Origin of the sequence: Cellulomonas fimi, assembly GCF_028527925.1 — a bacterium.
GTDB lineage: Bacteria > Actinomycetota > Actinomycetes > Actinomycetales > Cellulomonadaceae > Cellulomonas > Cellulomonas fimi_C.
The window spans coordinates 75,288-101,958 of record NZ_JAPESW010000009.1; the positions used below are offsets into that span (position 1 = coordinate 75,288).

General features: G+C 72.7%; 29 protein-coding genes. 14 read left to right on the forward strand and 15 right to left on the reverse strand.

The window, feature by feature from the left end:
* Window positions 1–114: 114 nt before the first annotated feature.
* The 4 genes from OMK64_RS06520 (at window position 115) to OMK64_RS06535 (ending at window position 4,083) form a co-directional block, all read left to right on the forward strand.
* The gene (locus OMK64_RS06520) at window positions 115–546 is read left to right on the forward strand and encodes a hypothetical protein (RefSeq protein ID WP_272727268.1); all 432 of its coding nucleotides are present in this window, start codon (window positions 115–117) and stop codon (window positions 544–546) included.
* Window positions 515–1,642, forward strand: a complete 1,128-nt coding sequence (locus OMK64_RS06525) for a class I SAM-dependent methyltransferase (protein ID WP_272727269.1) — start codon at window positions 515–517, stop codon at window positions 1,640–1,642. Before OMK64_RS06520 ends, OMK64_RS06525 begins: the two co-directional genes overlap by 32 nt.
* Before the next feature lie 1,132 nt (window positions 1,643–2,774).
* Window positions 2,775–3,014, forward strand: a complete 240-nt coding sequence (locus OMK64_RS06530) for a hypothetical protein (RefSeq protein WP_272727270.1) — start codon at window positions 2,775–2,777, stop codon at window positions 3,012–3,014.
* A 4-nt stretch (window positions 3,015–3,018) separates the two neighbouring features.
* A complete protein-coding gene (locus OMK64_RS06535) occupies window positions 3,019–4,083 on the forward strand; it encodes a hypothetical protein (RefSeq protein ID WP_272727271.1) in 1,065 nt (354 codons plus the stop codon).
* A 398-nt stretch (window positions 4,084–4,481) separates the two neighbouring features.
* Here the strand turns inward: OMK64_RS06535 and OMK64_RS06540 are convergent, their stop codons facing one another.
* Entirely contained in the window at window positions 4,482–4,775 is a 294-nt protein-coding gene (locus tag OMK64_RS06540; protein ID WP_272727272.1) for a hypothetical protein, read from the reverse strand.
* Between the two features lie 371 nt (window positions 4,776–5,146).
* On the opposite strand from OMK64_RS06540, the gene OMK64_RS06545 reads away from it, so the two are divergent.
* From OMK64_RS06545 to OMK64_RS06555, 3 genes are read left to right on the forward strand one after another with little or no spacing between them, the layout of a single operon-like run.
* Window positions 5,147–6,448: a hypothetical protein gene (locus OMK64_RS06545; protein WP_272727273.1), complete on the forward strand. Its 1,302-nt coding sequence runs from the start codon at window positions 5,147–5,149 to the stop codon at window positions 6,446–6,448.
* A complete protein-coding gene (locus OMK64_RS06550; RefSeq protein WP_272727274.1) occupies window positions 6,445–6,744 on the forward strand; it encodes a hypothetical protein in 300 nt (99 codons plus the stop codon). Before OMK64_RS06545 ends, OMK64_RS06550 begins: the two co-directional genes overlap by 4 nt.
* Window positions 6,741–7,226 carry a hypothetical protein gene (locus tag OMK64_RS06555; RefSeq protein WP_272727275.1) on the forward strand — a complete coding sequence of 162 codons (486 nt, stop codon included), beginning with the start codon at window positions 6,741–6,743 and terminating at the stop codon, window positions 7,224–7,226. Before OMK64_RS06550 ends, OMK64_RS06555 begins: the two co-directional genes overlap by 4 nt.
* A gap of 162 nt (window positions 7,227–7,388) precedes the next feature.
* On the opposite strand, the gene OMK64_RS06560 is transcribed toward OMK64_RS06555, so the two are convergent.
* Window positions 7,389–7,547 (reverse strand): zinc finger domain-containing protein, encoded by a 159-nt coding sequence (locus OMK64_RS06560; protein ID WP_272727276.1) that lies wholly within the window; start codon window positions 7,545–7,547, stop codon window positions 7,389–7,391.
* A gap of 345 nt (window positions 7,548–7,892) precedes the next feature.
* Here OMK64_RS06560 and OMK64_RS06565 point away from each other — a divergent pair, with 345 nt between their 5' ends.
* A complete protein-coding gene (locus tag OMK64_RS06565) occupies window positions 7,893–8,300 on the forward strand; it encodes a hypothetical protein (RefSeq protein ID WP_272727277.1) in 408 nt (135 codons plus the stop codon).
* A gap of 21 nt (window positions 8,301–8,321) precedes the next feature.
* Here the strand turns inward: OMK64_RS06565 and ppk2 are convergent, their stop codons facing one another.
* The 5 genes from ppk2 to OMK64_RS06590 all read right to left on the reverse strand — a co-directional run bounded on the left by ppk2 (window position 8,322) and on the right by OMK64_RS06590 (window position 12,219).
* On the reverse strand, window positions 8,322–9,230 hold the full coding sequence (gene ppk2 / locus OMK64_RS06570) for a polyphosphate kinase 2 (protein ID WP_272727278.1): 909 nt from the start codon (window positions 9,228–9,230) through the stop codon (window positions 8,322–8,324).
* A gap of 110 nt (window positions 9,231–9,340) precedes the next feature.
* On the reverse strand, window positions 9,341–10,075 hold the full coding sequence (locus OMK64_RS06575) for a phosphatase PAP2 family protein (protein ID WP_272727279.1): 735 nt from the start codon (window positions 10,073–10,075) through the stop codon (window positions 9,341–9,343).
* 75 nt (window positions 10,076–10,150) lie between these two features.
* Window positions 10,151–10,483 carry a cupin domain-containing protein gene (locus OMK64_RS06580; RefSeq protein WP_272727280.1) on the reverse strand — a complete coding sequence of 111 codons (333 nt, stop codon included), beginning with the start codon at window positions 10,481–10,483 and terminating at the stop codon, window positions 10,151–10,153.
* Between the two features lie 61 nt (window positions 10,484–10,544).
* Window positions 10,545–11,414: an NAD(P)H-hydrate dehydratase gene (locus OMK64_RS06585; RefSeq protein WP_272727281.1), complete on the reverse strand. Its 870-nt coding sequence runs from the start codon at window positions 11,412–11,414 to the stop codon at window positions 10,545–10,547.
* Window positions 11,398–12,219, reverse strand: a complete 822-nt coding sequence (locus tag OMK64_RS06590; protein WP_272727282.1) for a histidine phosphatase family protein — start codon at window positions 12,217–12,219, stop codon at window positions 11,398–11,400. The genes OMK64_RS06585 and OMK64_RS06590 overlap by 17 nt, the downstream gene beginning before the upstream one ends.
* A gap of 198 nt (window positions 12,220–12,417) precedes the next feature.
* Between OMK64_RS06590 and OMK64_RS06595 the strand changes: the two genes are divergently transcribed.
* Both OMK64_RS06595 and OMK64_RS06600 read left to right on the forward strand, forming a co-directional pair.
* Window positions 12,418–13,335, forward strand: a complete 918-nt coding sequence (locus OMK64_RS06595) for a hypothetical protein (RefSeq protein ID WP_272727283.1) — start codon at window positions 12,418–12,420, stop codon at window positions 13,333–13,335.
* A gap of 121 nt (window positions 13,336–13,456) precedes the next feature.
* Window positions 13,457–13,726 carry an HPr family phosphocarrier protein gene (locus OMK64_RS06600; protein WP_272727284.1) on the forward strand — a complete coding sequence of 90 codons (270 nt, stop codon included), beginning with the start codon at window positions 13,457–13,459 and terminating at the stop codon, window positions 13,724–13,726.
* Window positions 13,727–13,785: 59 nt separating this feature from the next.
* Here the strand turns inward: OMK64_RS06600 and ptsP are convergent, their stop codons facing one another.
* Window positions 13,786–15,468 carry a phosphoenolpyruvate--protein phosphotransferase gene (ptsP, locus tag OMK64_RS06605; RefSeq protein ID WP_272727285.1) on the reverse strand — a complete coding sequence of 561 codons (1,683 nt, stop codon included), beginning with the start codon at window positions 15,466–15,468 and terminating at the stop codon, window positions 13,786–13,788.
* Entirely contained in the window at window positions 15,465–16,802 is a 1,338-nt protein-coding gene (locus OMK64_RS06610) for a PTS transporter subunit EIIC (protein WP_272727286.1), read from the reverse strand. Before OMK64_RS06610 ends, ptsP begins: the two co-directional genes overlap by 4 nt.
* 210 nt (window positions 16,803–17,012) lie before the next feature.
* Between OMK64_RS06610 and OMK64_RS06615 the strand changes: the two genes are divergently transcribed.
* Genes OMK64_RS06615 through OMK64_RS06630 form a run of 4 tightly spaced genes read left to right on the forward strand, consistent with a single transcriptional unit; the run spans window position 17,013 to window position 18,895 of the window.
* Window positions 17,013–17,921 (forward strand): GntR family transcriptional regulator, encoded by a 909-nt coding sequence (locus OMK64_RS06615; RefSeq protein WP_272727287.1) that lies wholly within the window; start codon window positions 17,013–17,015, stop codon window positions 17,919–17,921.
* Window positions 17,918–18,163: a PTS sugar transporter subunit IIB gene (locus OMK64_RS06620; protein ID WP_168679346.1), complete on the forward strand. Its 246-nt coding sequence runs from the start codon at window positions 17,918–17,920 to the stop codon at window positions 18,161–18,163. Before OMK64_RS06615 ends, OMK64_RS06620 begins: the two co-directional genes overlap by 4 nt.
* A gap of 43 nt (window positions 18,164–18,206) precedes the next feature.
* Window positions 18,207–18,437 (forward strand): PTS sugar transporter subunit IIB, encoded by a 231-nt coding sequence (locus OMK64_RS06625; protein ID WP_272727288.1) that lies wholly within the window; start codon window positions 18,207–18,209, stop codon window positions 18,435–18,437.
* The gene (locus OMK64_RS06630; RefSeq protein WP_272727289.1) at window positions 18,437–18,895 is read left to right on the forward strand and encodes a PTS sugar transporter subunit IIA; all 459 of its coding nucleotides are present in this window, start codon (window positions 18,437–18,439) and stop codon (window positions 18,893–18,895) included. The genes OMK64_RS06625 and OMK64_RS06630 overlap by 1 nt, the downstream gene beginning before the upstream one ends.
* Before the next feature lie 9 nt (window positions 18,896–18,904).
* Here the strand turns inward: OMK64_RS06630 and OMK64_RS06635 are convergent, their stop codons facing one another.
* The 6 genes from OMK64_RS06635 to OMK64_RS06660 all read right to left on the reverse strand — a co-directional run bounded on the left by OMK64_RS06635 (window position 18,905) and on the right by OMK64_RS06660 (window position 26,627).
* On the reverse strand, window positions 18,905–20,422 hold the full coding sequence (locus tag OMK64_RS06635) for a sensor domain-containing diguanylate cyclase (protein ID WP_272727290.1): 1,518 nt from the start codon (window positions 20,420–20,422) through the stop codon (window positions 18,905–18,907).
* 88 nt (window positions 20,423–20,510) lie between these two features.
* A complete protein-coding gene (locus tag OMK64_RS06640) occupies window positions 20,511–21,587 on the reverse strand; it encodes a DNA polymerase IV (RefSeq protein ID WP_272727291.1) in 1,077 nt (358 codons plus the stop codon).
* A 75-nt stretch (window positions 21,588–21,662) separates the two neighbouring features.
* Window positions 21,663–22,562 carry a carbohydrate ABC transporter permease gene (locus OMK64_RS06645; protein ID WP_272727292.1) on the reverse strand — a complete coding sequence of 300 codons (900 nt, stop codon included), beginning with the start codon at window positions 22,560–22,562 and terminating at the stop codon, window positions 21,663–21,665.
* Window positions 22,562–23,491, reverse strand: a complete 930-nt coding sequence (locus tag OMK64_RS06650; protein ID WP_272727293.1) for a carbohydrate ABC transporter permease — start codon at window positions 23,489–23,491, stop codon at window positions 22,562–22,564. Before OMK64_RS06650 ends, OMK64_RS06645 begins: the two co-directional genes overlap by 1 nt.
* A 35-nt stretch (window positions 23,492–23,526) precedes the next feature.
* Window positions 23,527–24,780: an ABC transporter substrate-binding protein gene (locus OMK64_RS06655; protein WP_276595676.1), complete on the reverse strand. Its 1,254-nt coding sequence runs from the start codon at window positions 24,778–24,780 to the stop codon at window positions 23,527–23,529.
* Window positions 24,781–24,953: 173 nt separating this feature from the next.
* Window positions 24,954–26,627 carry a glycoside hydrolase family 13 protein gene (locus OMK64_RS06660; RefSeq protein ID WP_272727295.1) on the reverse strand — a complete coding sequence of 558 codons (1,674 nt, stop codon included), beginning with the start codon at window positions 26,625–26,627 and terminating at the stop codon, window positions 24,954–24,956.
* Window positions 26,628–26,671 lie beyond the last annotated feature (44 nt).

Here is a 26,671-nt window from a genome sequence, read left to right on the forward strand (position 1 = left end):
AACCGCCGCACGCCCCGCCCGCCCGGGTGCACCGAACGCCCGATGCCGAGCCCCCGCGCGACCTCCTAGCGTCGGGACGACCCCGGACGCCGAGAACGGAAGGAGCGTGCGGTCATGTCGTTCGACCTCGCGCTCGCCGCCGGTAGCATCTCGACGGTCGTCTTCGCGGGCAGCACGCTCCCCATGATCGTCAAGGCCGTTCGGACCAAGGACCTCACGTCGTACAGCCTGTCGAGCCTGCTGCTCAGCAACCTCGGCAACCTCGTGCACTCGGTGTACGTCTACAGCCTTCCGATCGGCCCGATCTGGGCGCTGCACGCCTTCTACGTCGTCACGACGGCGCTGATGCTCGCGCTCTTCCTGCTGCATTGCTCCCGGGGGTCGGACGTGCGGCGACCACCCCATGCAGCCGCCCGCAAGACGCACGATTCGCCCGATGAGGCGCCCACCCGCCCGTTCGTACGGTCGGAACGAGCCGGCCACAGGGGCCTGGCAGAACCGGAGACTGACCATGATGACGACGACACTGGCGACGCGGGGCACTGAGACCACGGCCGACCACCGCTCTGCGATCGCCGAGACGGAGCTCGACACGGCGGCCGCCCAGGCGTTCGCGGGGCGGATGCTGGGCGTGCTCAACGACGCAGCGGTCGCCATCCTGACGAGCACCGGCCATCAGACCGGCCTGTTCGAGACGATGGCGGCCCTGCCCGCGGCGACGAGCGCGCAGATCGCCGCCGCGGCTGACCTCGACGAGCGGTACGTGCGCGAGTGGCTCGGCGGCATGACGACGGCGCGCATCCTGCACTACGAGCCGGCGACGGCGACCTTCTTGCTCCCCCGCGAGCACGCGGCTGTCCTGACCTCGGCGGCCGGCCCGAACAACATGGCGATCCTCATGCAGCATGTCGCGATGATGGGCGAGGTCGAGCAGGGCGTGATCCGGCGGTTCCGCGAAGGCGGTGGCCTCTCCTACGGCGACTACCCGCACTTCCACCGGAACATGGCCGAGACGAGCGCCGCGGTGCACGATGCCGCCCTGGTGGATGGCATCCTGCCGCTCGCCCCGGGCCTGCCGGACGCACTGAGGGCGGGCATCGAGGTGGCCGACGTCGGTTGCGGCCGCGGTCACGCGGTGAATCTCATGGCCCAGGCATTCCCGGCCAGCAGGTTCACCGGGTATGACTTCTCGACGGTCGCGATCCAGGCGGCGCGCCAGGAGGCAGCGGAGCTCGGCCTGACGAACGCGCGCTTCGAGGCGGTCGACGTCGCGCTGCTCACCGACGACGGGAGGTTCGACCTCATCACCGCGTTCGACGCGATCCACGACCAGGCGCAGCCGGGCCTGGTGCTCGAGAACGTGCGGCGCGCACTCGCGCCCGGCGGCACGTTCCTCATGGTGGACATCAAGGCGTCCAGCCATCTCGAGCAGAACCTCGATGTGCCGTGGTCGAGCTACCTCTACGCGATCTCGACCTACCACTGCATGAGCGTGTCGCTCGGGCTCGACGGCGTCGGGCTGGGCACGGTGTGGGGCGTCGAGCTCGCCGAGACGATGCTGCGCGAGGCCGGGTTCGCCAAGGTCGAGCAGAAGCAGGTCGACGCCGACCCGTTCAACGCGTACTTCGTCGCGCGGCGGTGAGTGCGGTCGGCCGCGCCGAGCGCCTGACGCCCGGCGCGGCCGACTGCACAGACTCCTTGAGCGGCATCACCCGAACGCCCTGCTTGTGGTGTCCGTGGATCTGCATGATCGTGCAGACCAGATCCAGCAGCACCTGCCCGTCGCTGGCCGCGCCCGGCGGCGTTCTGTGCTCCGCGAGGTGGGGCAGGAATCCCGGCGGACCTCCTGAGCGGCGATGATCTGGATTGCGACACACCACCCATGAAGCTCGCGAAGGGGCGCCGAGTTCGACGGTGAGCCGTGGCTCCCGTTAGCGGCAGGCTCGGGTGAACCGCCCTGGGATCGATGCAGGCTCTCAACCGCGGAAGGATGAGGGTCATGCGGGCACCGAGGAAGTATCCGAAGGAGCTGCGAGCGCGGGCGATCCGGCTCGTGTTGGAGTCGCGTGAGCCCCACCTCATCCGCCGCCACGCCACGCCGCAGGCTTCTCGCGTCGCGGCTGGGTCCGCGGCCCGCACCTCAACGCTGCATCGCATCACTACGAACCCAGCAGGAGTCATAGCGGCTCCGAAGACACCGCCACCACAACGCACGTCGTCGGCCAACTCTGAACGTCCCGCCGTCACCCAAGCGCCTGTGACCGACGGACCCTCGCACCGAAAGGGTCCGCCAGCGCGGCGTCGGTAGCCGCACGCCACAGAACCGTCCGCACCTCTCGCTCCCGGCATGGAAGGGACCGTACTGCTCACACTAAGAAGCGACGGCGGGGCTCGGCGGTCAGTTTCAACCAGACCCTGCCAGCCGGGCGGGGTGGACAGAAAATGGACACTTTGCGGCACCTAAGGGCCCCGAGAAGGACCGATCCGGCGCCATAGGATGGGTCGACGACGCCCTCAGATCCCGGCGTCAGCCCAGGTCAGGCCGAATCGATAGCCCGCTGCGTGTAGCCGCGCGGTCGCCTGGGGTCGAAGGCGCTCCCGGCTTCTTCGCGCTAGGTTCGGACGGGGAGCAGTTTCTGCGCCGGTACCTGGGCGAGGATCCCGACGTTAGGCCGGCTCCGATGTGGCTCGGGAATGCGCGCCCGACCGCCTGCATGGGCTGTCGGTACCCCGACGCCACGGTGGCTCGCATCGGGGAAGACGGCCTTTGGCGCTTGGACCTGCACGAGGCGAAAGTCGGGTTCGTGCGCGGACCGTTCGCTTGGAGGCAGTTCCAGAAGGATCTGGCGCTTGCCAAGGCGGGCAGCGCGCGGGGTATCGAGTGGCACTTCTTCGCGAGCGAGCTCACGGGCAAACTCGGGCCCTCGCATCGCCTGCTGGCGAAGATGGAGCAGGCGGCGCAAGCCGCCGGTGTCTCGGTCAAGTTCGTCATGCACATTCCGGCCGGAGGTTGACGCGATGTACTGGTTCGCAGGGATCTCTCCGGAGCAGGCAGTGGCCTATCGGGATCACGTGCGCGCTCGAGAAGAGCTCGAGCTGCACAAGCTCGCGCGGCGGATGCGCGAGACTGACGGACCGATCGATGCCATGGATGCGTCGTTCGACTCCCTGGTGCCGCTGTGGAAGTGGTTTGTCGACTATGCACTGGCAGGCAGTCCAGGGGTGGGCGAGGCGGAGTGGATGCCCTTCGTCGCTCGCGCTGACACAGTCGATCTGCCGGTGCAATCCAGCGGCGGTCGTCGCGCCCTCGTGGCGGCTATCGGCCTCGAGCACTATGCCCGCCTGGTGCTCGACCGGCACGATCCGCCAGCGACGTGGGAGGTCGTCTCGTCGGTGTCGCGTCACGGCCCCGAAGAGCCCCACCAGTCGACCGGCGTTCGGTGCGGCGCGGGGCCAATCACCGTCCTGACCTTCGTATACCCCCTCGCCAGAGCGGTCGTCCACGACCGGTTGCACGCGAGGCGCCCGGACGCTCTGCTCGATCGGCTGCTGGCGCAGATGAGCCTGCCCAAGGCTCCGCGCCAGCGCCGGGAGGCGTCGGTGCTGGCGCCGCTCGTCGACACGAGCCCAGGTGTGGTGCCGCCGCAGGCGTTGGTGTCACCCGTGTGGGGCTGGCCTGCGGGCTGGGCGTATGGCGGCTCGTCCCGACCTGCGGCGCCACCGGTGGGAGAGGCGATGACTTTGTGGCGTGGTGCGCCCGAGCACCTGGAGGAGCCGGCCAAGCTGTCAGCCCTTCCCGCCGACGAGATCGCTGCGGCCCTGGACCGAGCCGGCTTTCTCGTGCAGGCGGGCGAGCTCGACGGCGCGCCCCTTGCTGGCGTGTCCGAGGAGGAGGTGATCGAGCTCGGCCACCGGCACGAAGTTGCGCAGGCGGGGGTGCTCGTGGCTGACGGTGCAGTTCGTGCGATACATGTCGAGCCGCTGCAGGGCCCGAAAGACGAGTGGGCTGCTCTGACCCGCGAGCTGGGTGAGCTCGCGCGACGGCTGGACGCGCGATGGCTCGCCGACGCAGACATGGACTAGGAACCTCGGAGATCGCGACAGCTGACGTCGTGGTGGAAAGGGTGAGGGTCAGGCATGTCGAGCTGACCTTGCGTGCGCCCGCAGAACGTTGGCGTCTGGGCGACGTCACAGCGTCGCGCGGGGGATACGAGTGACGCCGTCCGCCGGCCGGCGGGCTTCGACCCGTCCGTCGGGATCGCGTCGGCTGGCCGGCTGCTCATTCACGGCTACGTGGACGAGCAGCCCGTGAGCAGTGCTGACCACCCTGACGACGCTGGCCCTCGCGGCGTCGGCGTCCCCGCGCAGCGCACCCTCCAGTCAGGATCGACCGCGGCGGTGGACAGAAAGTGGACACTTTGTGGCACCGAATGGCTCCGAGAAAGACCGATCCGGCGCCGTAGGATTGGTCTACGACGCCCTCAGATCCCGGCGTCAGCCCAGGTCAGGCCGAAGGCCTCGGAGAAACGCCGAGATCCGCACGACTTTCCATCTGCACTGCGGTACTTCAGGGGGTCAGGGGTTCGAGTCCCCTCAGCTCCACCGAAGTAGCAGGTCCGGACGCACTCTAGTGACGCCTCGATGGGCGCGATCGCCTCGGCGTAGCGCTCGAGGGCGGCCGCGACCTTCTCGACGTCATCGCCGAAGATCCGTGCCTTGGTCTCGACGGGTTCCATGACCGCCAAGAGCTGCGCCGCCTCCGGCGCCTGGTACACGCCCGCGAGCGCCCGCCAGCGAGCTACGGCTTGCGCGCCGTGATCTCGCACTGCTGCGCCCTGGCCCGCGAGCGCCTCCGCCGCAGCAACAACGCCGTCCGGGTCGAGAGCGCCGCCAGGGATCGCGCTCGGATCGACGAGCCCCCTTCGGCGTCGACGACCTGCCCCCTCAAGCGAGTCGTACGAATCAGGCTCCGTCTACCCGGTTCGGTCCTCGAAGCGGACCGCTTCGGCGGCGACGGCGTGCAAGCTCCGCCGCGTACGCCTCGTCGGGACTGCCGGACGACCCGATCGTCCGAATTTCGCCCTTCCGTCATCACGAGACCGGAGAGGACATTTGGTACGACCGCTGAGCGACGAGGGGGCGTCACATGCTGGCATTCGATCTTGTCCGCGCCTCCATACATCCGGACGAGCCGACGGGGCAGGACGACGGGGACGGGCCGATCCCGCGGACCCACCACAGCGATCTCCGTGACGCCTATCTCGACGCACTCGATCTGCTGGAGGGCGGCCTCAGCGCGCTCACCGCGGACCTCGCCGCAGAAGACGCAGTCCAGGCGGCGTTCCAACGCGACCTGGCACTGGCTCCCAACGGCGCACGGTGGGCCTCGAGCTTTGCCGAGCCGCTCGCGTTCGCCGGCGGCGCGCGGCAGCTCGTGCGTCAGGTCGAGGTCTGCGCCAGCGCCGTGGCGGCGTCGGCTGCTCGCACGCCTGCCGGCATCCCGCGATTCGCCTGCGGCCTTTGGCCGGATCCTCGACCGGCCGCACGCTCGTTCGCTGCTGGGGACGGTGTCGTGGTGCTGCTGAACACCGGGCTGCTGGCGGCTCTGCGGATCGTGGTGCAGACAGTCGCGGCCAGCATCCGCACGCTCAGGGAGCTGCCGGAGCGCTGGGTGGACGGCGACCTACCGTTGGGCTACCAGAGCGGTGCGATGAGCGACGTGCTCGAGCGGTGCCAGACGGGTCGCGACGTGCGTGCCGAGCCGATCCAGATCTCGATCCACACCGGGGGCGCCGACCTCTTCCGTCGGCACGCCATGCTCTCCGCCTACTGCCAGGTCATCGCCCACGAGCTCGGGCACTGGGCGCAGCGACGCCCAGGTCCTGACGACACGTGGCTGGACGACAACCCCGACTTCCAGCGCGCGGCGCGCGTCACGAGCCCGGCGCAGTGGGCTCAGCCGATCGACGAGGTCGACGAGCTGGCCACCGCGAACAGCGAGAACCATGCCGATGCCATCGCGTGCGAGATCCAGACCCGACCGCCTCTCGGGCCTGGGTACCCGTCACCGAGCCAGGTCATCGGGGCCATGGCGCCGTGGGCGCTGCACTCCGGCCTGTGGTGGGCGGCCGCCGCGCACACCGACAAGCACCTCGGGTGGACGCACCCCTACCCCGAGATCCGGCTGGGCCTGACGGCTCTACGCCTCGGACAGCCCGCGTCCGAGCTGGCCAACCTGCGGGCCTCGCGTCCACGGCCGGTGGCGACCGAACCGCCGGCGCCCGGAACGCCTGCGGACATGGCGCTGAAGTTCCAGGCGTGGAGCGAGGTCATGCTCGACATCGCGGCCAACCGGCAGGTCGCGCTCGACCGCGGCCTCGAGTCCCGGGCGTCGACGTGGGACCGCTTCACCATCGAGGTGGACCGTCGCCTCAAGGAGCTTCCGTGACCGACGGCGGACGATCCTGGGGACCGATCGGCGTGGACCAGTGGATCCAAGGAGCCGCTGCCCTCGGACTGGAGCAGCGCGGTCCGCAGGTCTGGCTCGTCGGACCCTGTCCCGGCTGCGGGCACGAGCTCGCACGGGACATCACGGCCGCGATCGGTGTCGGCCTGGTCGACGGAGCCGCACTCGATCGGCTGTCGATCACGTGCAACTGCGGCCAGGTCCACGCGGGGCGCGCGGCTGATGCGCGGCCGGCGGGTTGCGGCGCCGCCGGCTCGGTCCAGATCGTGACGCGATGAGCGCGACGCCTCCCACCGACGGTCACGGAGTCGCGGACCGCCTCCGCGTCGTCGGAGTCGCGACTCAGCCGGGCGACAGTGAGATCGACGCGTGGGCCGACGCGGCGGTGGCCGAGCGGCTACCGCGTCTACGCGCGGTCGCCGCAGAGTGGCAGAAGACCGTGGGTGCGGTCGCGGGGCTCCTGGGGGCCGGGACGCTGCTGAACGCCGACTCCACCGCACGGGCGCTGCCGCTCGGTGCCCGTCACGTGTTCACACTCGCTGCCGTGCTCGCGTTCACGGCGGCAGCCGCGTCCATCGTCCTCGCCAGCGTGGCCGCGCAGCCCCGGATCCGGACCATTCCGCCCGGGGTCGCCGCGCGCCGCGCGGCTCGAGACGAGGCGTTCTCCTACGCGCGCGCTCGCCTCGTCGCGTCGCGGTGGTGCGCGGGCGTCGCGCTCGTCGCCCTCCTCGTGTCCTTCGGAGTCCGGTGGTACGCCTGACTTCCCGTACCGCGCCCGGGCAGGAGGGGGCGTGAGAAGCGTTCGGCCTCGGGCACGAGGTCCAGCGGCAGGTCCCACGGGCCGTTGCGCCTCTCGCCGAGGAGAGACCACGCTCCGCGCGCGGCATCCGTGCTCCGGCCGGATGGAACGGCCCGGCGTGCGCTAGGCCTCGGTCGCGGTCTCCGTCCGCGCGAGCTCGACACGGCGCCGGTGCGGCCGGCCGCGCTCCTGCCCCTCCGAGCTCGTGCACGGCTTGCCCGGCAGCGCGTCGCAGCGCGGGCAACGAACGGTCAGGGCCACGGTGTGGAGGTCGTCCGTCACGACGAGCAGTCTGCTCGCCCAGGGCTCTGCTCGCACGCGTCTCGACGAGGTGTTCATCCTCCCCGCGGCGCGGCGACGTCGACACACCGCTCGTGCGGTCGGCCGGCGCCGTGGCGCGCCGCCGGGCGACGACGTGCGCTCGCCGCCTGACGCGCGTCGGCACGCCCGCGACGGGACGTTCGCCGACCGTTCGCCTGCTCGTGGCGCGCCGCTCGGGCGCTGGCCGACTCTCCGGCGTAGGAACGTCTCGACATCGCGTGGCGGTGCTGTGGACCACGTCCGGATGTGGCCCGCCGTCCCCGATGTGCGCCGAGTCGGTTGAGTCACGCGATCCGGGAGACCTCGATGCGCAACGTCCAGACCGTGGTCCGCCTCCTGTCGTCCTGCCTCGTCGTCGTGGGCACGGTCCTCGGCGTGGCCGCCGCTCCCGCCGGCGCCGACGCCGATCATCCCGTCGACATCAGAGGCCTGGCGCGGTGCGACTCCGCCGCGGGCGAGTGGGTGGTCACGTGGGAGGTGACGAACCGCGCCGGCGTGGCGGGGACCATCGGCAACGTCCGGGCCTATCCGGCGGGTCGCGCGCTCGTCGGGATGCCGAACCGCGTCCAGCCGGGCGAGTCCGTGCACGGCGAGCAGCACCTGCTCGCGAGCGAGTACTCGGGCGAGATCGTGTTCGACGTGAACTGGGACGACGGTGCGGTGACGTATCAGCACCACTGGCCGGTCCACATCCGCGCCTCCTGCGCAGGCTGACGCCGTCGTGACGCGACGGCGTCACTCGCCCGTCGGCTCGTCCTTGCGACGGATCACGAGCAACGGGTCCGGGCGTCCGACGACCGCCGCGTCCTTCCCGTCGTAGTCGAACTGGTTGAGGAAGAACCGCATCGCATTGACGCGCGCCCGCTTCTTGTCGTTGGAGCGGATGATCGTCCAGCGCGAGTACCGCTTGTCGGTGCGCCGGAACATCTCCTCCTTGGCCGCCGTGTAGTCCTCCCACCGATCCAGCGACGCGAGGTCCATGGGGGAGAGCTTCCAGCGGCGCACCGGGTCCAGCTGGCGGATGGCGAACCGTGTCCGCTGCTCGGTGCGGGACACCGAGAACCAGAACTTGGTGAGGTGGATGCCGGCGTCGACGAGCATCCTCTCGAACGCCGGCGCCTGCGCCATGAAGGTCGCGTACTCCTCGTCCGAGCAGAACCCCATGACGCGCTCGACGCCGGCGCGGTTGTACCAGGACCGGTCGAACATGACGATCTCGCCGGCGGTGGGCAGGTGCTGGGTGTACCGCTGGAAGTACCACTGGCCGCGCTCGCGGTCGCTCGGCTTGCCGAGCGCGACGACGCGTGACGTGCGCGGGTTGAGGTGCTCGGTGAACCGCTTGATCGTGCCGCCCTTGCCGGCGGCGTCACGCCCCTCGAACAGGATGATCGCGCGCCTGTCGTTGTCCTCGAGCCAGTACTGGAACTTCAGGAGCTCGACCTGCAGGCGGTACTTCTCGAGCTCGTAGTCGTCCCGGTCCATGAGGTCGGCGTACGGGTAGCCCTCGCGCCAGGTGTAGACCGGGTTGCCCTGCGGGTCGATGAGGTCGGGGTCCGGCGTGTGGCCGTCCCGGACGGTGTAGCCGCTGTCGCGCAGGTACTCGATGTACTCGCGCAGATCGCGCGGCGGGTCAGCGACGGACATGGGAGCTCCTCGGTTCTGCGGCGCGGTGCGCCCGCGACGGCGTGTCCTTCGAGTCTGCGGTCCGTCGACCGGCGCGGCACTCCGCACCCGCCGTACCTCCGGCTCGAGGGTCAGGTCGGCACGGGCAGCGCCTCGGGCTGGCGGTGGAGCGTGTGCAGCCGGTCGACGACGAGCACGCCCCCGAGCACGGTGATCGCGAGCGCGACGGCTGCGACCACGTCGGTGAGGAAGTGGTACCCGAGGTAGAGGCGGCTCAGCGCCACCACAGAGGTGCCCACGACGGTCAGCACGCTCCAGGCCACGAGGCGGGGGACGGTCGGGTTGCGGCTGCACACGAGGTAGCCGGCGACCAGGAGGAACGTCGCCGTCCCGATGGTGTGCCCCGACGGGAAGGAGCCCGTGGTCTCCGCGCCCGGCACGAACATCGTCTCCGCGGGCGGTCGCGCGCGCCCGACGAGGCCCTTGATCGCGAGGCTGATGATCGTCGAGGCGACCATCGCCCCGGCGAGGAGCAGGGGTCGCCACCACTCGCGGCGCACCAGCCCCCACACGACGCACGCGACGAGCACGATGATCGGCAGGATCGTCGGTCCGGTCACGAATGTGATGGCGGCGAGAACGGACGTCCACCCGGAGCTGCGACGGCCGACCAGCCACTCCAGGACGGGCTGGTCGAGGTCCCACAGGTCGTCCTTCTCCCGGACACCGTCCAGCACCGCGAGGAACACCCAGAGCCCGGCGACCACCAGCACGATCCCCGGCAGGAGCGCCCAGAGCACGGGGCGGGCTCGCAGCGCGGCGAACCACGACGTTCTCGGGGGTGCGAGGGGAGGATCGTCCGACATGGACCGACGCTAACCGGGAGGCGGCGCCCCCACGACCGCACCGGACCGCCCGGACGGCGCGAGGTCGCCGTCAGGTCAGGGGGTGAGCGTGCCCTCGACACCGGCGGGCAGCAGGAACCAGCCGAGGAACTCGGCGCCTTCCTCGGTCGCGTCGAAGCCGCCGATGCGCTCGTCGCCCGGCTCGTAGAACACGTCGCCCGCGCGAAGCCGCACGACGGGCCCGTCGCCGACCCGGAAGTCGACCGAGCCGGCCGTCACGACCCCGAACACCGGGCCGTTGTGCGTGTGGGGACCCGCGACGAACCCTGGCGCGAGCGTGATGCGGCGGACCTCGACGTGACCGGTCCGGAACTCCGCGGGGAGGTCGTGGTCGGCGAGCAGGACGCGGGTGACGGGCGCATCGGTCATGCGCACATCCTCGCCGGTCAGCGCATCGCGCCCCGGTGCTGACGGCGCACGAGGGAGGCGGTCAGGGAGTCAGGTCGGTGAGCAGCGCGGGCAGCTCGTCGAGGAGCTCGCGCGCGAGGTAGCCCGTGCGCCCGACGCGGACCGCGAGGCGGTCGTCCGCGGTGGCGTGCAGGTGCGTGGCCCAGCAGGCGGCCTGGGCGGGGTCGGCGCCGCGGCCGAGCAGCCCGACGAGCGCACCGGCGAGCACGTCCCCGCTGCCGGAGGTCGCGAGGCCAGACGTCCCGGTCGAGACCTCCCACCGGCCCCCGTCGGGCGCGCCGATGCGTCCCTGGCACGTGACGACGGCGTCGTAGCGCTTCGCCACGCGGTCCGCCGCGGAGTCGCCGAGGTCGTCGTCGGGGACGCCGAGCAGCCGCGCGGCCTCCGTGGTGTTGGGCGTGAGGACCAGGCGACCCCGCAGCTGCTCGGCGACGTCCGGGAGGTCGGCGAGGACGCCGAGCGCGTACGCGTCGAGCAGCACCGGCGTGGACCGCCGGACGAGCGGCACCAGCGCGGTGAGCAGGGCCCAGGTGCGGTCGGCGTCATCGAGACCCGGACCGACCAGGACGGCGTCGGCGGCCCGCAGGTCGTCGGCCAGGACGTCGAGCCCGGTGCCCTCGACCGACCCCTGCTCGGACTCCGGGAGCCCGACGACGCCCGCCTCGGGCAGCGCGACGGCCAGCGGCACCGCGACCGACCGCGCGACGGCGAGCGTGAGGCGTCCCGCACCCACCCGGAGCGCCGCGGTCCCCGCGAGCAGGACGGCGCCCGGCGTCTGGCGCGCGCCCCCGACGACGACGACCTGCCCGCGCCCGTACTTCGAGCCGGCGAGCGACGGCAGGGGCCACTCGCGCAGGAGGCGCGGCGTGACGGTCTCAGTGCGGGTGGGCATCGGTGTCCCCTTGGTGGGTGGTGGCAGGCGTCCCCTGCGCGTGGAGGTGGGCGTCGTCGTTGAACGCGGTCAGCTCCCACCGGGGTGGACCCGGCCGGTGGCCCGGAGGGCGGACGAGCCGGGTCACCGCGGCGTTCCGGACGGGGTTCCGGCGGCCGAGCTCGAGGACCTCGGTCTCGGTCATGCGCTCGCAGACGTACCGGACGGTCATGAGGACCGCGTCGTGCGCGACCACGAGGACGCGCCGGTCCGCCTCCCAGCGGTCCAGGTCCGTGAGGAAGGAGCGCACCCGGAGGGTCAGGTCCGCCCAGGACTCGCCGCCCGGCGGCCGGTAGAAGAACTTGCCGAGGTGCCGTCGGCGCGCGGCCTCGGCCGGGAACCGCGCGTCCACCCCGGCGCTCGTGAGCAGGTCGAGGATCCCGAGCTCGCGGTCGCGCAGGCGCTCGTCGTGGTGCACGGGCAGGTCCAGGCCGGCCGCCCGGAGGGCGATCGTCGCGGTCTGCACCGCGCGCACGTAGGGGGACACCCACACGACGTCCGGACCGGACGCCGCCGACGACGCGTCCGCGAGCCAGGCGCCGAGCGCGGTGGCCTGCTCCGCGCCGAGCGCAGACAGCGGCGTGTCGGCGTCGCGCGTGTCGAGGTCGATGACCTCCTGCCGGGCCCGTTCGGCGGCGGCCGCCGCGACGTTGCCGACGCTCTCGCCGTGCCGGACGAGCATGAGCTCCGTGACGCCCCTCGCGAGGTCGCCGTCGTGCGGGCTCAGGCGGGCCGGGTCCCGGTGCGGCTCCGTCCAGGGCTCCATGAGCGTGGTCACCTCTCGTCGTGGCGCGGGCGGTGGGGACATCGTGGAACGCCTCGCGCGGTTCCGCCTGTGCTCGCGTCGACGACCGGCCGGGTCCGACCCCCGACCGCCGTCGTGCACCCGTCACCGAGGCGTGCCCGTGCACGGACGGTCGCCGTTCCGCCGCGGCGACCACAGGCCCGCTGGTACGGTCCGCCCGTGGCTGTCGGGAACCGTCGGGACGTCGTCGTCGCCTCGCTCGTCACGCTCGTCGTGCCCGCGGGCGTCGCAGTGGCGGGCATGGCGGTCGTGGCGCTGATGGCGTCGCGGCCGTCGGTCGGCTGGGAGGGGCTCGGGCTCGTCCTGCTGGGGATGGGCGTCGTGGCGCTGCTGGCTGTCACCGCCCTCGTGGTGACCGCCTCGATCGCCTTCCGCCGGCTCCCGCCGGGGGAGCGGTGGCGGCCGGCGCTCGCGGCGGTGCTCGGCGCGCTCGTGGTCGCGGTGGCGCTGACCCGCGCGCCGGGCGGGCCGATCGCCCAGCTGTGCCTGCTGAGCCTGCCCGTGCTGCTGCCGCTCGCGGTCACGGGGCACGCGCGCTGGCGGTGGGTGGCTGTCGTCGTGGGCGCGGTCGTGCTGCTGGGGCTCGGCGACACCGCCCTGCAGGGCCGGCGGGACAGCGCCGAGCGACGGACCGAGCTGCAGCGGTTCGGCGACGCCCTGCCGTTGACGGACGGACGCTCGCTCGACAGCCCGATCCCGGGCGGGTGGACGTACCTGACCACGCGGTGGCCGTACCCCGGGTCGGACTGGGACTCCGACCTCGACATGCAGTGGCGGCGGGGTGCCGGCACGTCCGACGAGTCGAACTACGTCGTCGCGGTGAGCACGGACCGGACGGACTGCGCACCGCTGGGCTCCGAGCCGACGTGCACCGTGATCGGTCGCGGGGTGCACGGCGACGTCACGGTCCACGACAACGCCACGCGGTACGTCTTCGTCCGCGTCGACGACGTCGAGTGGCGCGTCGAGACGACGGGGTTCACCGAGGCGGAGGCCGTCGACGTGCTCGAGCGGCTCGAGGCCGTCGACGCGGACGACTTCGTCCGCGTCGCGGAGCGGGCGGAGACGCTGCGCTGACCGTCGCCGACGCGCGTCGGCCGTAGGTCCGCGCGCCGGTGGTGCGCGACGTGGCCCTGGCAGATTCTGGTCTAGACCAGTAGCCTGCTGAACGTCATCGTCGACCGCCAGGAGGCAGGCCATGCAGCGTTCCGTCGTCGTCGCGATCGAGGAGGGCCTGCACGCCCGCCCCGCCGCGCTCTTCGTCGCGGAGGCCGCGCGACAGCCCGCACCGGTGACCATCGCGAAGGACGGGTCGACGCCCGCACCGGCCCGCTCGATCCTGTCCGTCATCACGCTGGGGGTGTGCGCGGGCGACGAGGTCACCCTCGCGACCGAGGCCGACGACGACGAGGCGGCCGCGTCGCTCGACGCGCTCGAGAGCTTCCTGAGCCGCGCCGCGGTGGGCTGAGACCGCGCAGGAGGGCCGGTACGGCGTCCCGCACGACGCGGTACCGGCCCTCGCCGCGTCTACAGACCGAGCTCGTCGAGCACGGGCAGGCGCGCCCGCACCGCCGCACGTGCCGCGTCGGCCCCGTCGGCCGCGAGCGCGACCTCGGCGAGCTCGCGGCACTGCGCCGCGGTCACCGTCGCGAGCACCGCGCCGACGTCGGGCAGCGCGCGCGGGGTCATCGACAGCGACGAGACGCCCAGGCCGACGAGGACCGGCGCGAGCGCGGGGTCGGCCGCCGCCTCGCCGCACACCCCGACCGGGCGCTCGCGGAGCCGGCCGCCCGCGCACGTCGCCGCGACGAGGTCGAGCACCGCGGGCTGCCACGACGTCGAGAGGCGAGCGAGCCGCGCGAGCTCACGGTCGGCGGCCATCGCGTACTGCGTGAGGTCGTTGGTGCCGATGCTCGCGAACGTCGCGTGGGCCAGCAGGTCCCGTGCCCGCAGCGCCGCCGACGGCACCTCGACCATGACGCCCGCCTGCGACAGACCGTGCGCGGCGCACCGCTCGACGAACTCGCGCGCCTCGTCCGCCGTCGCGACCATCGGCGCCATGACCCAGACGTCGGCGTCCGAGTCGCGCGCGGCCGCGGCGATCGCGGCGAGCTGGTCGTCCAGCACCTGGGGGTGCTCCCACGACGTGCGCAGCCCGCGGACGCCCAGCGCGGGGTTGGGCTCGTCGGGCGCGGTGACGAAGGGGAGCGGCTTGTCGGCGCCCGCGTCGAGCGTGCGCACGACGACCTTGCACCCGGGGAACGCCGCGAGCACCTGCCGGTAGGCGGCGACCTGCTCGTCGATCCCGGGTGCGGCGGTCCGGCCCAGGAACCCGAGCTCGGTGCGCAGGAGCCCCACGCCCTCGGCACCCGCCGCGGCGGCCGCCTCGGCACCTGCGGGGTCGGCGACGTTGGCGAGCAGCGCGACGGGCAGCCCGTCGGCGGTCGCCCCGGGCGCGGCCAGACGCGTCGCCCGACGGGCCGGCCGGCTCGCACGCTCGACGGCCTCGGCGTCCGGGTCGGGGGTCACGACGCCCAGCGAGCCGTCGACGAGGACCGTGTCCCCGTCCCGCAGGGCGCCCGCCCCGGCGACCGCGACGACCGCGGGGATGCCGAGCGAGCGGGCCAGGATCGCGGTGTGCGACGTCGGCCCGCCACCCTCGGTCACGAGCGCGAGCACGCGGTCGGGGGAGAGGCGCGCGGCGTCCGCCGGGGCGAGGTCGCGCGCGACCAGCACGAACGGTGCGTTGCGGTCGGGGACTCCCGGCACCGGGGCGCCCGTGAGCGTGGCGACGACGCGGTCGCGCACGTCCTGGACGTCGCGCGCCCGCTCGGCGAACAGGCCGCCGAGCGCGACGAGCTGCTCGGCGACGCCCGCGGCCGCGTCCCACACCGCGCGCTGCGGCGTCGCGGACGCCTCGAGGACGCGGCGGCGCGCCTCGTCGACGAGCGTCGGGTCGGCCGCCATCTCCGCGGTCACCGCGAGCACCTGCGCGGCCTCGCCACGCGCGCTCCCGGCGGCGGCCAGGAGCGCGTCGTGCACGGTTGCGGCCGCCGCGTCGACGCGGTCGGCGGCCGCCGCCAGGTCGGTGCCGGGGGGCAGCGGCTCGCTCGACGGTGCGGGCAGCGGGTCGGGCATGCGGGCGACCACGCCTGCGCGGCGTCCGGGGCTGACCCCGACGCCGCGCAGGACGAGAGCGGTGCTGGTCATCGCGCCGCGTCGGTCGCGGGCGCGGCGGGCGGCGCCGGCTTCTCCGTGCGCGGTGACGGGACGTCGACCACGTCGGCGGTCGGGTCGACGGGCGCGACGTCGTCGTCCTCGCGGCCGGGGGTGCGCAGGTTCCACCGCGTGATGACCCAGCGGAACAGGAAGTAGTAGACGACCGCGTACCCGAGCCCGACGAGGATGAGCAGCAGCGGCTGCTCGGCGATCCGGAAGTTGAGGACGTAGTCGATCGCGCCGGCGGAGAACCCGAACCCGTCACGGATGCCGAGCGCGTTGGTGAGCGCGAGCGACGTGCCGGTGAGCACCGCGTGGATCGCGTACAGCGGGTACGCGACGTACACGAACGCGAACTCGAGCGGCTCGGTCACGCCGGTGACGAACGAGACGAGCGCGGCCGAGCCCATGATGCCGGCGATGACCTTGCGGTTCTTCGCCTTCGACGTGTGCACGATGGCCAGGGCGGCGGCGGGCAGGGCGAACATCATGATCGGGAAGAAGCCCGTCATGAACGTGCCGGCGGTCGGGTCGCCGTGCAGGAAGCGCGCGATGTCGCCGTTCCAGACGTCGCCGTTGGCGTCGGTGTACTCGCCGAACTGGAACCACGGCAGCGAGTTCAGCAGGTGGTGCAGGCCGATCGGGACGAGCAGGCGGTTCGCGGTGCCGTAGACGAACGCGCCGAGGATCGTCGAGCCGGTGACCCACTCGCCGACGGCGGTGAAGCCCGCGTCGAAGGCCGGGTAGATGAGCGCCGCCACGACCGCGATGAGGATCGCCGCGCCGGCCGTGACGATCGGCACGAACCGGCGGCCGCCGAAGAAGGCGAGGTAGGGCGGGAGCTTGATCCGGTAGTACTTCTGGTACAGCAGCGCGGCGACGAGGCCGATGACGATGCCGCCCAGCACGCCGTAGTTGATGAGCTCCTGCTTCTCGCCCTCGGCCGCCTCACCGAGGATGAACGGCGAGAGGGCGGTCGTGACGCCCTTGAACACCAGGTACCCGATGACCGCCGCGAGGCCCGTCGAGCCGTCGGACTTGCGGGCGTAGCCGACGGCGACACCGAGCGCGAACAGCAGGGGGAGGTTCGAGAAGAGCGCGTCGCCGGCAGCGGCGAGGACGGCGGCGACGGGCAGCAGCCAGGCGGCGTGCGCGCCGAGCCCGTCCGCGCCGAGCATGTCCGCCTGGCCGAGCCGCAGCAGCAGCGCGGCGGCGGGCAGCGACGCGATGGGCAGCATGAGGGAGCGGCCGATGCGCTGGAGCTGCGCGAGGCCGGGGATCCCCTTGCGGGGGGTGTCGACGGGGTCGACGACGGCGGTGGTCATGGAGCACTCCTCGCTGAGGGTCGATGACGTGCGGGCCGAGGGGGAGGGGGCCAGCGGCGGACCGGAGCGTCTGGAGCGCCGCGCTGTGCCCTGGTCTGGACCAGTTGCGCACAGAGTGGTCTAGACCTCATCATGTGTCAAGGGTCACACCGCGACGGCGCGGAGCCTCCCGGTCATCGGGGAGGCCGGCCCGCCTAGCCGTTCTGAGGAGTGGACCTGGACGCGGACCAGCGGGCTGACGCCGACCCGGCACGCGGCGACGACGCCGACGACACGCCCGTCGCGCACAAGTACCTCGCCGTCCGGGACCACCTCGTCGGGCTCGTCGCGCAGGGCCTGCGGGTCGGCGACGCGATCCCGTCCGAGCGCACGCTGTGCCAGCAGTTCGGCCTGTCCCGGATGACCGTGCGGCAGGCCGTCGACGCGCTCGTCACGGAGGGCGTCCTGGTCCGCGAGCAGGGCCGCGGCACGTTCGTCGCGCCGCAGCGCATGGACTTCGAGATGCGCCTGACGACGTTCGGCGAGGAGATGCGCCGCCGCGGCATGGAGCCGACCACCGCCGTCCTCGCGGCGCAGACCGTCGCCGCGACGCCCGACGTCGCCGCCGCGCTCGAGCTCGAGCCGCGCGCCAAGGTGCACTACCTGTACCGGGTGCGCAGCGCCGACGGCGACCCGATGAGCATCGAGCAGGTCTGGGTCCCCGCCGCGCTCGCGCCCGACCTGCTCGACGGCGGTGCGCCGCCCAGCATGTACGACGCGCTGCGCGCCCGCGGGCTCGCGCCCGAGTGGGGCGAGGACACGCTCTCCGCCGACGACGCGACCGACACGGAGGCGTCGCTGCTCGGTCTCGGCGACCGTCGCGCGGTGCTGCGGGCGGCGCGCCGGACCTACAGCGCGCAGGGCGCGACGATGTACTCCCGCTCCTGCTACCGCGCCGACCGCTACAGCGTGTGGGTGCCGCTGCGTGCGCCCCGACCGTCGCTCGTGCCGCGCCGGCGGGCCTCCGGCGACGACGGCGCCCGCCCCGACGTCCCGACCCTCGCCGACGACCCGGCGACGCCCCCCACGACGACGCGGCACGCTCCCGCCGCCGCGGCAGCACGAGGAGAACGGCCATGAGACCCGAAGGCATGGAGCAGGCCGCGGCGATCCTGGCCGCGCTCGGCGGCGTCGAGAACATCGACGAGATCGAGCCCTGCACGACGCGGCTGCGCTCGCTGGTCCGGGACACCGCACGCGTCGACGCGGCCGCCCTGCGCGCCGCCGGCGCGTTCGGTGTGATGATCTCGGGCCGTGTCGTGCAGGTCGTCGTCGGCCCGAACGCGGACACGATCGCCACGGACCTCGACGACCTCATGTGAGACCGCCGGTCGACGACCGGCGCCCGGACGAAGGAGCACCACGATGAGCAAGGCAGCGCAGATCCTCGCGGCGCTCGGCGGCGACGCGAACGTCCTCGACCTGGAGCCGTGCGTGACCCGGCTCCGCGTCGAGGTCGAGGACCCGTCGCGCGTCGACGACGCGGCGCTCAAGGCCGCCGGGGCGATCGCCGTCGTGCGCTCGGGCGTCGCGGTGCAGGTCATCGTCGGCCCGGAGGCCGACACCCTGGCCTCGGACATCGAGGACCTGCGCTGATGGCCCTGCCGATCCTCGCGCCCGTGACCGGCCGCGTCGTCGCGATGACCGACGTCGACGACCCGGTCTTCGCGGGCGAGCTCGTCGGCCCGGGCCTGGCGATCGACCCCGCGCTCGACGAGCCGGCCGAGGTCGTCTCGCCCGTCGACGGGACGGTCGCGAAGCTGCACGCGCACGCGTTCGTCATCGAGACCGCCGACGGCCGTGGCGTGCTCGTCCACCTCGGCATCAACACCGTCCAGCTCGGCGGCGAGGGGTTCACGCTCCTGGTCGCGGAGGGCGACGCGGTCGGGGCCGGTCAGGTCCTCGTCACCTGGGACCCGGCGGCGGTCGCCGCCGGCGGACGCTCGCCGGTGTGCCCCGTGGTCGCGCTCGACGCCGGCCCCGCGACGCTCACCCGGCGCGCCGAGCCTGGTGACGGCGTGTCCGCCGGGGACGCCTTCCTCGAGTGGGCGTAGGGGGCGCGGTCAGGACGCCGACGCCTCGGCGGCGCCGACCACCTGGTCACGCCCGGCGTGCTTCGCCGCGTACATCGCGTGGTCCGCGGCGCGCAGCATGTCGTCCGCCGTGCCTCCGGGCGCCAGCGTCGCGACGCCCGCGCTGAGCGTCAGCCGGACCTCGTCGCGACCTGCGGGCACACGGAGCCGCGCGCATCGTGCGCGCACGTCGTCGGCACGACGCGCCGCCTCGCGGGCCGTGACCCCGGGCAGCAGCAGGACGAACTCCTCGCCGCCGAGCCGCGCGGCGGTCTCGCCGTCCTGCGTCGCCTCCGCGAGCTCGCGACCGACCGCGACGAGCACGGCGTCGCCGACGGCGTGACCGTACGAGTCGTTGACCGCCTTGAAGTGGTCGACGTCGACGAGCACCATGCTCAGCGGACGGCCGTCGCGCGTGGCCTCGTCGACGGCGTCCGCGAGCCGCTGCGCGAGCGCGCGACGGTTGTGCAGGCCGGTGAGCCCGTCCCGCGTCGCCTGGTCCACCAGCTCGGCGCGGAGCCGCTCGAGCTCGGTGACGTCGCGCAGCACGACGACCGTGCCGGCGGCCCGTCCGACCGGGTCGGTCATCGGCGTCACGCGCACGTCGAGCACCGTGCCGCTCGCGGTCGTGAGCGTCCCGCGGTCGCGGACCGTGGCGTCGCCGTCGAGGTAGGCGCGCCACGCGGCGTCAGGGCCGTCGTCCAGCCCGCTCGCGTCGGTGGCGGGGACGAGCGCGCGCGCCGCGGGGTTCGCGTCGAGGACGCGGCCGCGCGGGTCGAGCACGATCACGGCGTCGTCCAGGACCTCGAGCACCTGCCGGGTCGTCACGGGCACGACCGCGCTGTGCCCGCCGAACCTCTCGACCCACCACCAGATGGCCGCGCTCACGAGCAGGAACATCGGCGTCAGGTGGAGGTTCTCCGACCGGGCCGCGACCAGCGTGGTGAGCACGTTGCCGACGGTCGGGATGGTCGCGGCGAGCGCGGCGACGGCGAACACCCGGCGGTGCCCGGGGACGGCGCGCACCATCGCGCCCAGCGCGAGCACGATGCCCGCGACGACGAGCGCGTAGCAGTAGGCGGTGTGGACCCAGTACAGCGGTCCCGCACCCACGGTCACGTCGGTGCCCTCGACTCGCAGGCGCAGGAACCACTCGTGCACCGGGTCGAGCACGAGTGCCACCACGAGCAGGGTCGGGTGCACGAGCAGCAGCGCACCCGTGCGCCGTGACAGGCGTCGGCCGGACAGCACCGCCAGGTACCAGAACGTCGCTCCGGCGACCGCTGCGACGCCCGGGAGGACGAGGTAGTGCAGCGTGACCGTGGCCGGCACCGAACCTGCCGCGACGTGCAGGAGCGCGCGGGCGGTGGCCCACAGCGACCCGCCGAACATCATGACGGCGAGCGGCAGCGCGAGCGGGGAGGACCGGCGTCGGCGCGCGACGAGAAGACCCGTCGCGGTCGCCACGACGGCCGCGAGCAGCGAGACGGCCTCGACCAGCGTGGGCACACGCACCTCCGTGCCGTCTGATCGGCCGCAGGACGCCCGGAGTGAGAGGACGTGCCCGGCGCCACCCGACCGAGGGACCCCGCGGAGGCTAGATCCGTCCTCGGACGGGTGTGCGTTCGGCCGGGTCGGCGTCGCCGGGTGGAGCCATCTCGGCGCGGACGCCGAGCAGCCGGACCTCGCGGTCCTCGATCTTCTCGGCCAGGGCTGCGGCCGCCTCGACGACCGTGGCCGCGTCGGTCGTGGGCGCGGGCAGCTTGCGGCTCATCGTCGTCGTGACGAACGGCGCGTAGCGCACCTTGAGCGCGACGCGCACGACCGGCCGCCCGGCCTGCGCGGTGTCCTGCACGACGTCGCGCGCCAGCGCGAGCACCGCGTCGCGCACCTGCTGCGGTGTCGTGAGGTTGTGCTGGAACGTCGTCTCCCGGCTGTGCCCGCGCGGGACCCACGGGCTGTCGTCGACGGTCGCCGGGCCCAGGCCCTGACCGAGCTCGTGGTACCACGCGCCCATGCGCGGACCGAACTCGGCCACGAGCGGCTCGACCGCGGCGTCGGCGAGCTCGCGCACCGAGCCGATGCCCAGCGCGGCGAGCCGCTTCGACACCTTGGTGCCGACGCCCCACAGGTCGATCGTCGGGCGGTCGCCCATGACGTCGAACCAGTTCTCCGCGGTCAGCCGGAAGACGCCCGCGGGCTTGCCGAACTCGGTCGCGATCTTCGCCCGGACCTTGTTGTCGCCGATGCCCACCGAGCAGTGCAGGCGCGTCTCGCGGAGCACGGCCTCCTGCGCCCGGCGCGCCAGTGCTTCGGGGTCGTCCGTCCGGGCGCCCAGGAACGCCTCGTCCCAGCCCAGCACCTCGACGACGACGTCGAGCGACCGCAACGTCGCCATGACGCGCTCGGACACCGCCTCGTACTCGGGCGCGTCGACCGGCAGGAACACCGCGTCGGGTAGCTTGCGTGCCGCGATCCGCAACGGCATCCCCGACCGGACTCCGTGCTCGCGGGCCTCGTACGACGCGGTCGACACCACGCCCCGCTCGGTCGGGTCGCCGCGACCGCCGACGACGACCTGCCGCCCGGCGAGCTCGGGGCGTCGCAGCACCTCGACGGCCGCGACGAACTGGTCGAGGTCGACGTGCAGCACCCAGGCGGCGTCCGTGCCCATGCCCCCTGAGTGTGCCCGTCGACGCCGACAGCCGCCGCCGGACGACTGGCCCGCGGGCCCGGCTCCGGGGAGCGGCTACTTGATGGCCCCCTGCGTCACGCCGGCCATGACCCAGCGCTGGGTGAACAGGTAGACGATGATCGCGGGCGCCATCGCCATCAGGTAGGACGCGAACGCGACGTTGTAGTTGCTGCTGAACTGCGTCTGGAAGACGCTCTGCAGGACCGGGAGCGTCTGGAGCGTCGAGTCGGCGGTGATGAGCGACGGCATCATGAAGTCGTTCCACGACGCGAGGAACGCGAAGATCGCGACGGTCGCGCTCATGGGCGCCATCATCGGGAACACGATGTGCCGGAACACCATCCACGTGGTCGCGCCGTCGAGGCGGGCGCTCTCCTCGAGCTCCTCCGGCAGACCGCGGATGAACGCGGTGAACAGCAGCACGCTGAACGACAGCTGGAACATCACGTGCAGCAGCGCCACGCCGACGGGGTTGGCCAGCCCGACCATGCCGGTGAGCTTGACCTGCGAGAGCGCGAGGACGGGGAACGGCAGGAACATCGCCGCGAGCAGGTAGAAGAACGAGTACCGGAAGAAGCGCCGGTCCCAGTTGCGCGCGATCGCGTAGGCGGCGAACGACGCGAGCCCGACGGTGCCGACGACGGTGACGGCCGTGACGAACACGGAGATCGCGAAGCCGCGCGGGAAGTTGGTGAGCTCCCACGCCTGCACGAACCCGTCGACGCTGAACGGCGAGGGGAGCGAGAAGACCTGGCCGTCGACGGACTGCGCGGTCGTCTTGAACGCCATCGTGACCGTCGCGTAGAGCGGCAGGAACACGGCGAGCGTGCAGACGAGCAGCGTGGTCGTGGCGCCCCAGCTGGGGCGGTCCTCCCCGCCGCGGCCGAGGAAGCGGCGGCGCCGGCGGACCGGGACCTGGCCGGGGGTCGTGGTGACGAGCGTCTGGGCAGTCATCAGAACGCGTTCCTTCCGCGGGTCAGGCGCAGCTGGACGACGGCGAGCACGACGGCGATGAGGAAGAAGATCGTCGCGTTGGCCATCTGGTAGGCGTAGTCGCCGCCGGTGAAGCCGGTGAAGATCGTCATGGCGACGCTGCGCGTCGCGGTGCCGGGACCGCCGTTGGTGAGGCCGACGATGATGTCGTAGGCGTTCAGGAAGTTCTTGAACCCGATGACCATGTTGATGACGACGTACCCCGCGACGAGCGGCAGCGTGATCGAGAGCAGGCGCCGCATCGGCGTCGCACCGTCCATGGCCGCGGCCTCGTAGACCTCGCCCGGGATCGACAGGATGCCGGCGATGTAGATGAGCAGCGCGCTCGGGATCGCCTGCCACGCCGTGACGATGACGATCGTCACCCACGCGAGGTCGGGGTTGGCCAGCAGGCTCTGCTCGAGCGCGGTGACGCCGATCGCCTGGCCGAGCTGCGGGACCGAGTTCGAGAACAGGAAGTTGAAGACGTACGCGATGACGATGCCCGAGATGACCATGGGCAGGACGAACACCGCGCGCAGCGCGATCTTCGCGCGGATCTTCGCGGTCAGACCGACCGCCAGGAGGAACGCGAGGACGTTCACGAGCAGGACCGTCACGAGCGCGAACCCGACGGTGAACGCGTACGAGCTGCGGATCGCGGGGTCGGAGAACAGCGCGAGATAGTTCGTCAGGCCCGTGAACTCGAACTCGCCGAACCCGACCGAGTCCGTGAAGCTCAGCGTGATGCCCATGATCGCGGGCAGGGTGATCGAGAGCGTGAACAGCACGAGCGCGGGCACGAGGAAGAGGTAGAAGGTCCGGTTGACCGGCGGTCGGTCCTTCGTGGTCGGCCTGCGCGGGGGAGCGACGTCGCTCCGGCGCGGCCGGGTCGCGGCTGCGGTGGCCATGGGAGGTCTCCGTTCGTGGGAGTGGCGGAGCGTCGTCAGGAGCGGAAGGCCAGGCGCCGCCAGTCGGCGTCGAGCGTGCGCAGCACGGGCTCGGGGTCGGCACCGGCCGCGAGCGACTGCGTGTAGTTCTGCAGCGGGATGGACTGCGGGACGAGCTGCGACGCGCCGAGGTAGAACGCCGAGCGGTCGTAGTACTCCTTGAGCTCGACGAGCGTCGGGTTGGTCACGGGCGCGGCGTCGGTCGTGACGCCGAACCCGAGCGCGTGCGCGTTGTACGCGTCGATGACCTCGGGCTGCATGAGGAACGCGAGGAACTCGCGGGCCGCCGCCTTCTTGCGCGACCCCTCCGGGATCCAGAGCGCGAGGTCGATGTTGACGCGCACCTTGCGGTCGGCCGGGTCGTCCGTCATGGGCAGCGGAAACGCGCCGACGTCCAGGTCGGGCGCGGTCTTCGCGATCTCCCCGATCGCCCACGGACCCTGCAGGTACATCGCCGCCTCGCCGCTCGCGAACGCGAGGTTCCCGTCGCCGTAGCCGCGGCTCGCCGCGTTCGGGTTGTCGTAGGGCAGCAGCTGCTGCATCTGCTCGACGGGCTCGAGGAACTGCTTCTCGAACGACACCGGCGAGTCGGGGCCGACGTTCGTGCCCTGCCGCTTGAGCTGGTTGAAGAACTTCGTCGTGTCCAGCCGGCCGCCGACGGAGTAGTCGAACGGACCCTGCGCGATGGTCCACGGGTCCTTGTAGGTGCCGTAGATGGGCGTGACGCCCGCCGCGCTCAGCGTGTCGCAGACCGCGAGCAGCTCGTCCCACGTCGTCGGCGGCGTGAGGTCGTGCTCGGCGAAGATCGTGCGGTTGTAGAGGACCGCGGCCGCCATGAGCGAGTACGGGATGACGCTCGTGCGGTCCGGGTAGGTCGCCGTCACGTCGATGAGCGGCTGGAGGCCCGGCAGGATGCGCGCGGCCTCCGGCATGTCGCCGAGGTCGCTCAGCACCCCGCGCTCGACGTAGCGCGAGATCTCGAAGTTGTAGTTGAGGCAGCCGATGTCGGGCGGCGACTCGCGCACGAACGACCCCGCGAGGTTCGACGTGGCGTCGTGCCGCACGCGCACCTTGCTCTGGGCGTCGTGGAACTGCTGGATGAGGTCGTCGAAGTAGCCGATGACCTCGGGCTTCGACTGGAAGAACACGATCTCGGTGGTGCCCGAGCCGGCGCCGCCGCGCGCGCACGCGCCCAGGGCCAGGCCTGCGCCGACCGCGCCGACGCCGCGCAGGAACGCGCGTCGGGACAGCTCGCGCGAGGCGAGGGTCGGCGGTGGGGTGAGGCCCGTGTCGGGCGGTGGCTGCGCGGCGTCCGGTCGTGCGGTCCTGGTGGTGGGCACGGCGTCGTCTCCCCTCGGTGTCGAGCGGCGGCGGGGGTGCCGCCGCCGTGGGGCGGGTGCCGTGGCACCCGCCCGGACCGGCATCAGTCGACCGGCGCGTCCGCGAGCCGGAGCCAGACGGTCGTCTCCGCGGGCACGCGGTCGCCGTCGAGCGGTGCGCTCGACACGACCACCTCGCCCGCGGGCATCGGCACGCTCGTCGTGCCGAAGTTCGTGATCGACGCCCACCCGCCCGGACGTACGAACGCGACGACGGTGGCGGGCACGTTCTTGAGCCATTCGAGCGTCTCACTCGTCTGGAGGTGTCGCCTGGCGGCGAGCGCACGCCGGTAGAAGGCGAGCGTGGACTCCGTGTCGGCCTCCTGCCGGTCGACGGCGAACCGCTCGAACGACGCCGGGACCGGCAGGTGCGCGCGGTCCTCGCCGAAGCCCAGCGTCGGACCGTGGGACGCCCACGGGAGCGGCACACGGCAGCCGTCGCGGCCCTTCTGCTCGCCGCCCGACCGGAAGAACGTCGGGTCCTGCAGCACGTCGGCGGGCAGGTCGGCGACCTCGGGCAGCCCCAGCTCCTCGCCCTGGTACAGGTAGGCCGACCCGGGCAGCGCGAGCGTCAGCAGCGTCGCGGCCCGTGCGCGGCGACGGCCGCGCTCCTCGTCCGGGAGCGGGTCGGTGCCGTCGGACCGCAACCACGCGACGAGGTCCGTGCCGTCGGGCAGCCCGTAGCGGGTCGCGTGCCGGACGACGTCATGGTTCGACAGCACCCACGTCGACGACGCGCCCGACTCCCGGGCGAGCGCGAGGTTCTTGTCGATGATCGACGCGAACGTCGCGGCGTCCCACGACGCCTCGAGCAGGTCGAAGTTGAACGCCTGGCCCAGACCCTCGGGGGAGGCGTAGCGCGAGCGGCGGTGCGCGGGCACCCACGCCTCGGCGACCGCGGTCCGCGGCGGGTCGTACTCGTCGAACACGCGGCGCCACTCGCGGTAGATGTCGTGCACCTCGTCACGGTCCTGGAGCGGGTGCGCGCCGCCCCAGATGTCGGCGTCGAGGTCGGCCTGCGAGGGGAGCGGCTCGGCCATGTCCTTGGCGAGCGCGTGCGCGACGTCGATGCGGAAGCCGTCCACACCACGGTCCGCCCAGAACCGCAGCGTCGTGAGGAACTCCTCGCGCACCTCGTCGTCGGCCCAGTTGAGGTCCGGCTGCTCGGGCGCGAACAGGTGCAGGTACCAGTCGCCGTCGCCGACGGGGTGCCAGGCGGGTCCGCCGAACGTCGACGTCCAGTCGCTCGGCGGCAGCTCGCCGTGCTCGCCGAGGCCGCGGCGGAAGACGTAGCGCTCGCGGGCGCGGGACCCGGGAGGCGACGCGAGGGCCTCCTGGAACCAGACGTGCCGGTTCGAGGTGTGGTTGGGGACGATGTCGACGACCACGCGGATGCCCGCGGCGTGCAGCGCGGCGCGCATCTCGTCGAACTGCGCGAGCGTGCCGATGCGGGGGTCGACGTCGCGGTAGTCGTCGACGTCGTAGCCGCCGTCGGCGAGCGCGGACGGGTAGAACGGGCTGAGCCACACGGCGTCGACGCCGAGCTCGCGCAGGTAGGGGACCTTGGCCGTGATGCCGGGGAGGTCGCCGATCCCGTCACCGTTCGAGTCGGCGAAGCTGCGCGGGTAGATCTGGTACACGACCGCCTGCCGCCACCACGTGGCGTCCTTCTCCGGCAGGCCTGCCGCCACGTTCCCGAGCACCGTCATCGAGGTCATCCGTCCCCCTGTTTGATGTAAGCCTTAAATTTAAGGCGTGGCAC

What these genes read in the sequence shown, in the direction of transcription:
- OMK64_RS06520 (WP_272727268.1), top strand. Translation starts at nt 115, where the DNA reads ATGTCGTTCGACCTCGCGCTCGCCGCCGGTAGCATCTCGACGGTCGTC.
- OMK64_RS06525 (WP_272727269.1), top strand. Translation starts at nt 515, where the DNA reads ATGACGACGACACTGGCGACGCGGGGCACTGAGACCACGGCCGACCAC.
- OMK64_RS06535 (WP_272727271.1), top strand. Translation starts at nt 3,019, where the DNA reads ATGTACTGGTTCGCAGGGATCTCTCCGGAGCAGGCAGTGGCCTATCGG.
- OMK64_RS06545 (WP_272727273.1), top strand. Translation starts at nt 5,147, where the DNA reads ATGCTGGCATTCGATCTTGTCCGCGCCTCCATACATCCGGACGAGCCG.
- OMK64_RS06555 (WP_272727275.1), top strand. Translation starts at nt 6,741, where the DNA reads ATGAGCGCGACGCCTCCCACCGACGGTCACGGAGTCGCGGACCGCCTC.
- OMK64_RS06565 (WP_272727277.1), top strand. Translation starts at nt 7,893, where the DNA reads ATGCGCAACGTCCAGACCGTGGTCCGCCTCCTGTCGTCCTGCCTCGTC.
- ppk2 (WP_272727278.1), bottom strand. Translation starts at nt 9,230, where the DNA reads ATGTCCGTCGCTGACCCGCCGCGCGATCTGCGCGAGTACATCGAGTAC.
- OMK64_RS06575 (WP_272727279.1), bottom strand. Translation starts at nt 10,075, where the DNA reads ATGTCGGACGATCCTCCCCTCGCACCCCCGAGAACGTCGTGGTTCGCC.
- OMK64_RS06580 (WP_272727280.1), bottom strand. Translation starts at nt 10,483, where the DNA reads ATGACCGATGCGCCCGTCACCCGCGTCCTGCTCGCCGACCACGACCTC.
- OMK64_RS06585 (WP_272727281.1), bottom strand. Translation starts at nt 11,414, where the DNA reads ATGCCCACCCGCACTGAGACCGTCACGCCGCGCCTCCTGCGCGAGTGG.
- OMK64_RS06590 (WP_272727282.1), bottom strand. Translation starts at nt 12,219, where the DNA reads ATGGAGCCCTGGACGGAGCCGCACCGGGACCCGGCCCGCCTGAGCCCG.
- OMK64_RS06600 (WP_272727284.1), top strand. Translation starts at nt 13,457, where the DNA reads ATGCAGCGTTCCGTCGTCGTCGCGATCGAGGAGGGCCTGCACGCCCGC.
- ptsP (WP_272727285.1), bottom strand. Translation starts at nt 15,468, where the DNA reads ATGACCAGCACCGCTCTCGTCCTGCGCGGCGTCGGGGTCAGCCCCGGA.
- OMK64_RS06610 (WP_272727286.1), bottom strand. Translation starts at nt 16,802, where the DNA reads ATGACCACCGCCGTCGTCGACCCCGTCGACACCCCCCGCAAGGGGATC.
- OMK64_RS06620 (WP_168679346.1), top strand. Translation starts at nt 17,918, where the DNA reads ATGAGACCCGAAGGCATGGAGCAGGCCGCGGCGATCCTGGCCGCGCTC.
- OMK64_RS06625 (WP_272727288.1), top strand. Translation starts at nt 18,207, where the DNA reads ATGAGCAAGGCAGCGCAGATCCTCGCGGCGCTCGGCGGCGACGCGAAC.
- OMK64_RS06630 (WP_272727289.1), top strand. Translation starts at nt 18,437, where the DNA reads ATGGCCCTGCCGATCCTCGCGCCCGTGACCGGCCGCGTCGTCGCGATG.
- OMK64_RS06640 (WP_272727291.1), bottom strand. Translation starts at nt 21,587, where the DNA reads ATGGGCACGGACGCCGCCTGGGTGCTGCACGTCGACCTCGACCAGTTC.
- OMK64_RS06645 (WP_272727292.1), bottom strand. Translation starts at nt 22,562, where the DNA reads ATGACTGCCCAGACGCTCGTCACCACGACCCCCGGCCAGGTCCCGGTC.
- OMK64_RS06650 (WP_272727293.1), bottom strand. Translation starts at nt 23,491, where the DNA reads ATGGCCACCGCAGCCGCGACCCGGCCGCGCCGGAGCGACGTCGCTCCC.
- OMK64_RS06660 (WP_272727295.1), bottom strand. Translation starts at nt 26,627, where the DNA reads ATGACCTCGATGACGGTGCTCGGGAACGTGGCGGCAGGCCTGCCGGAG.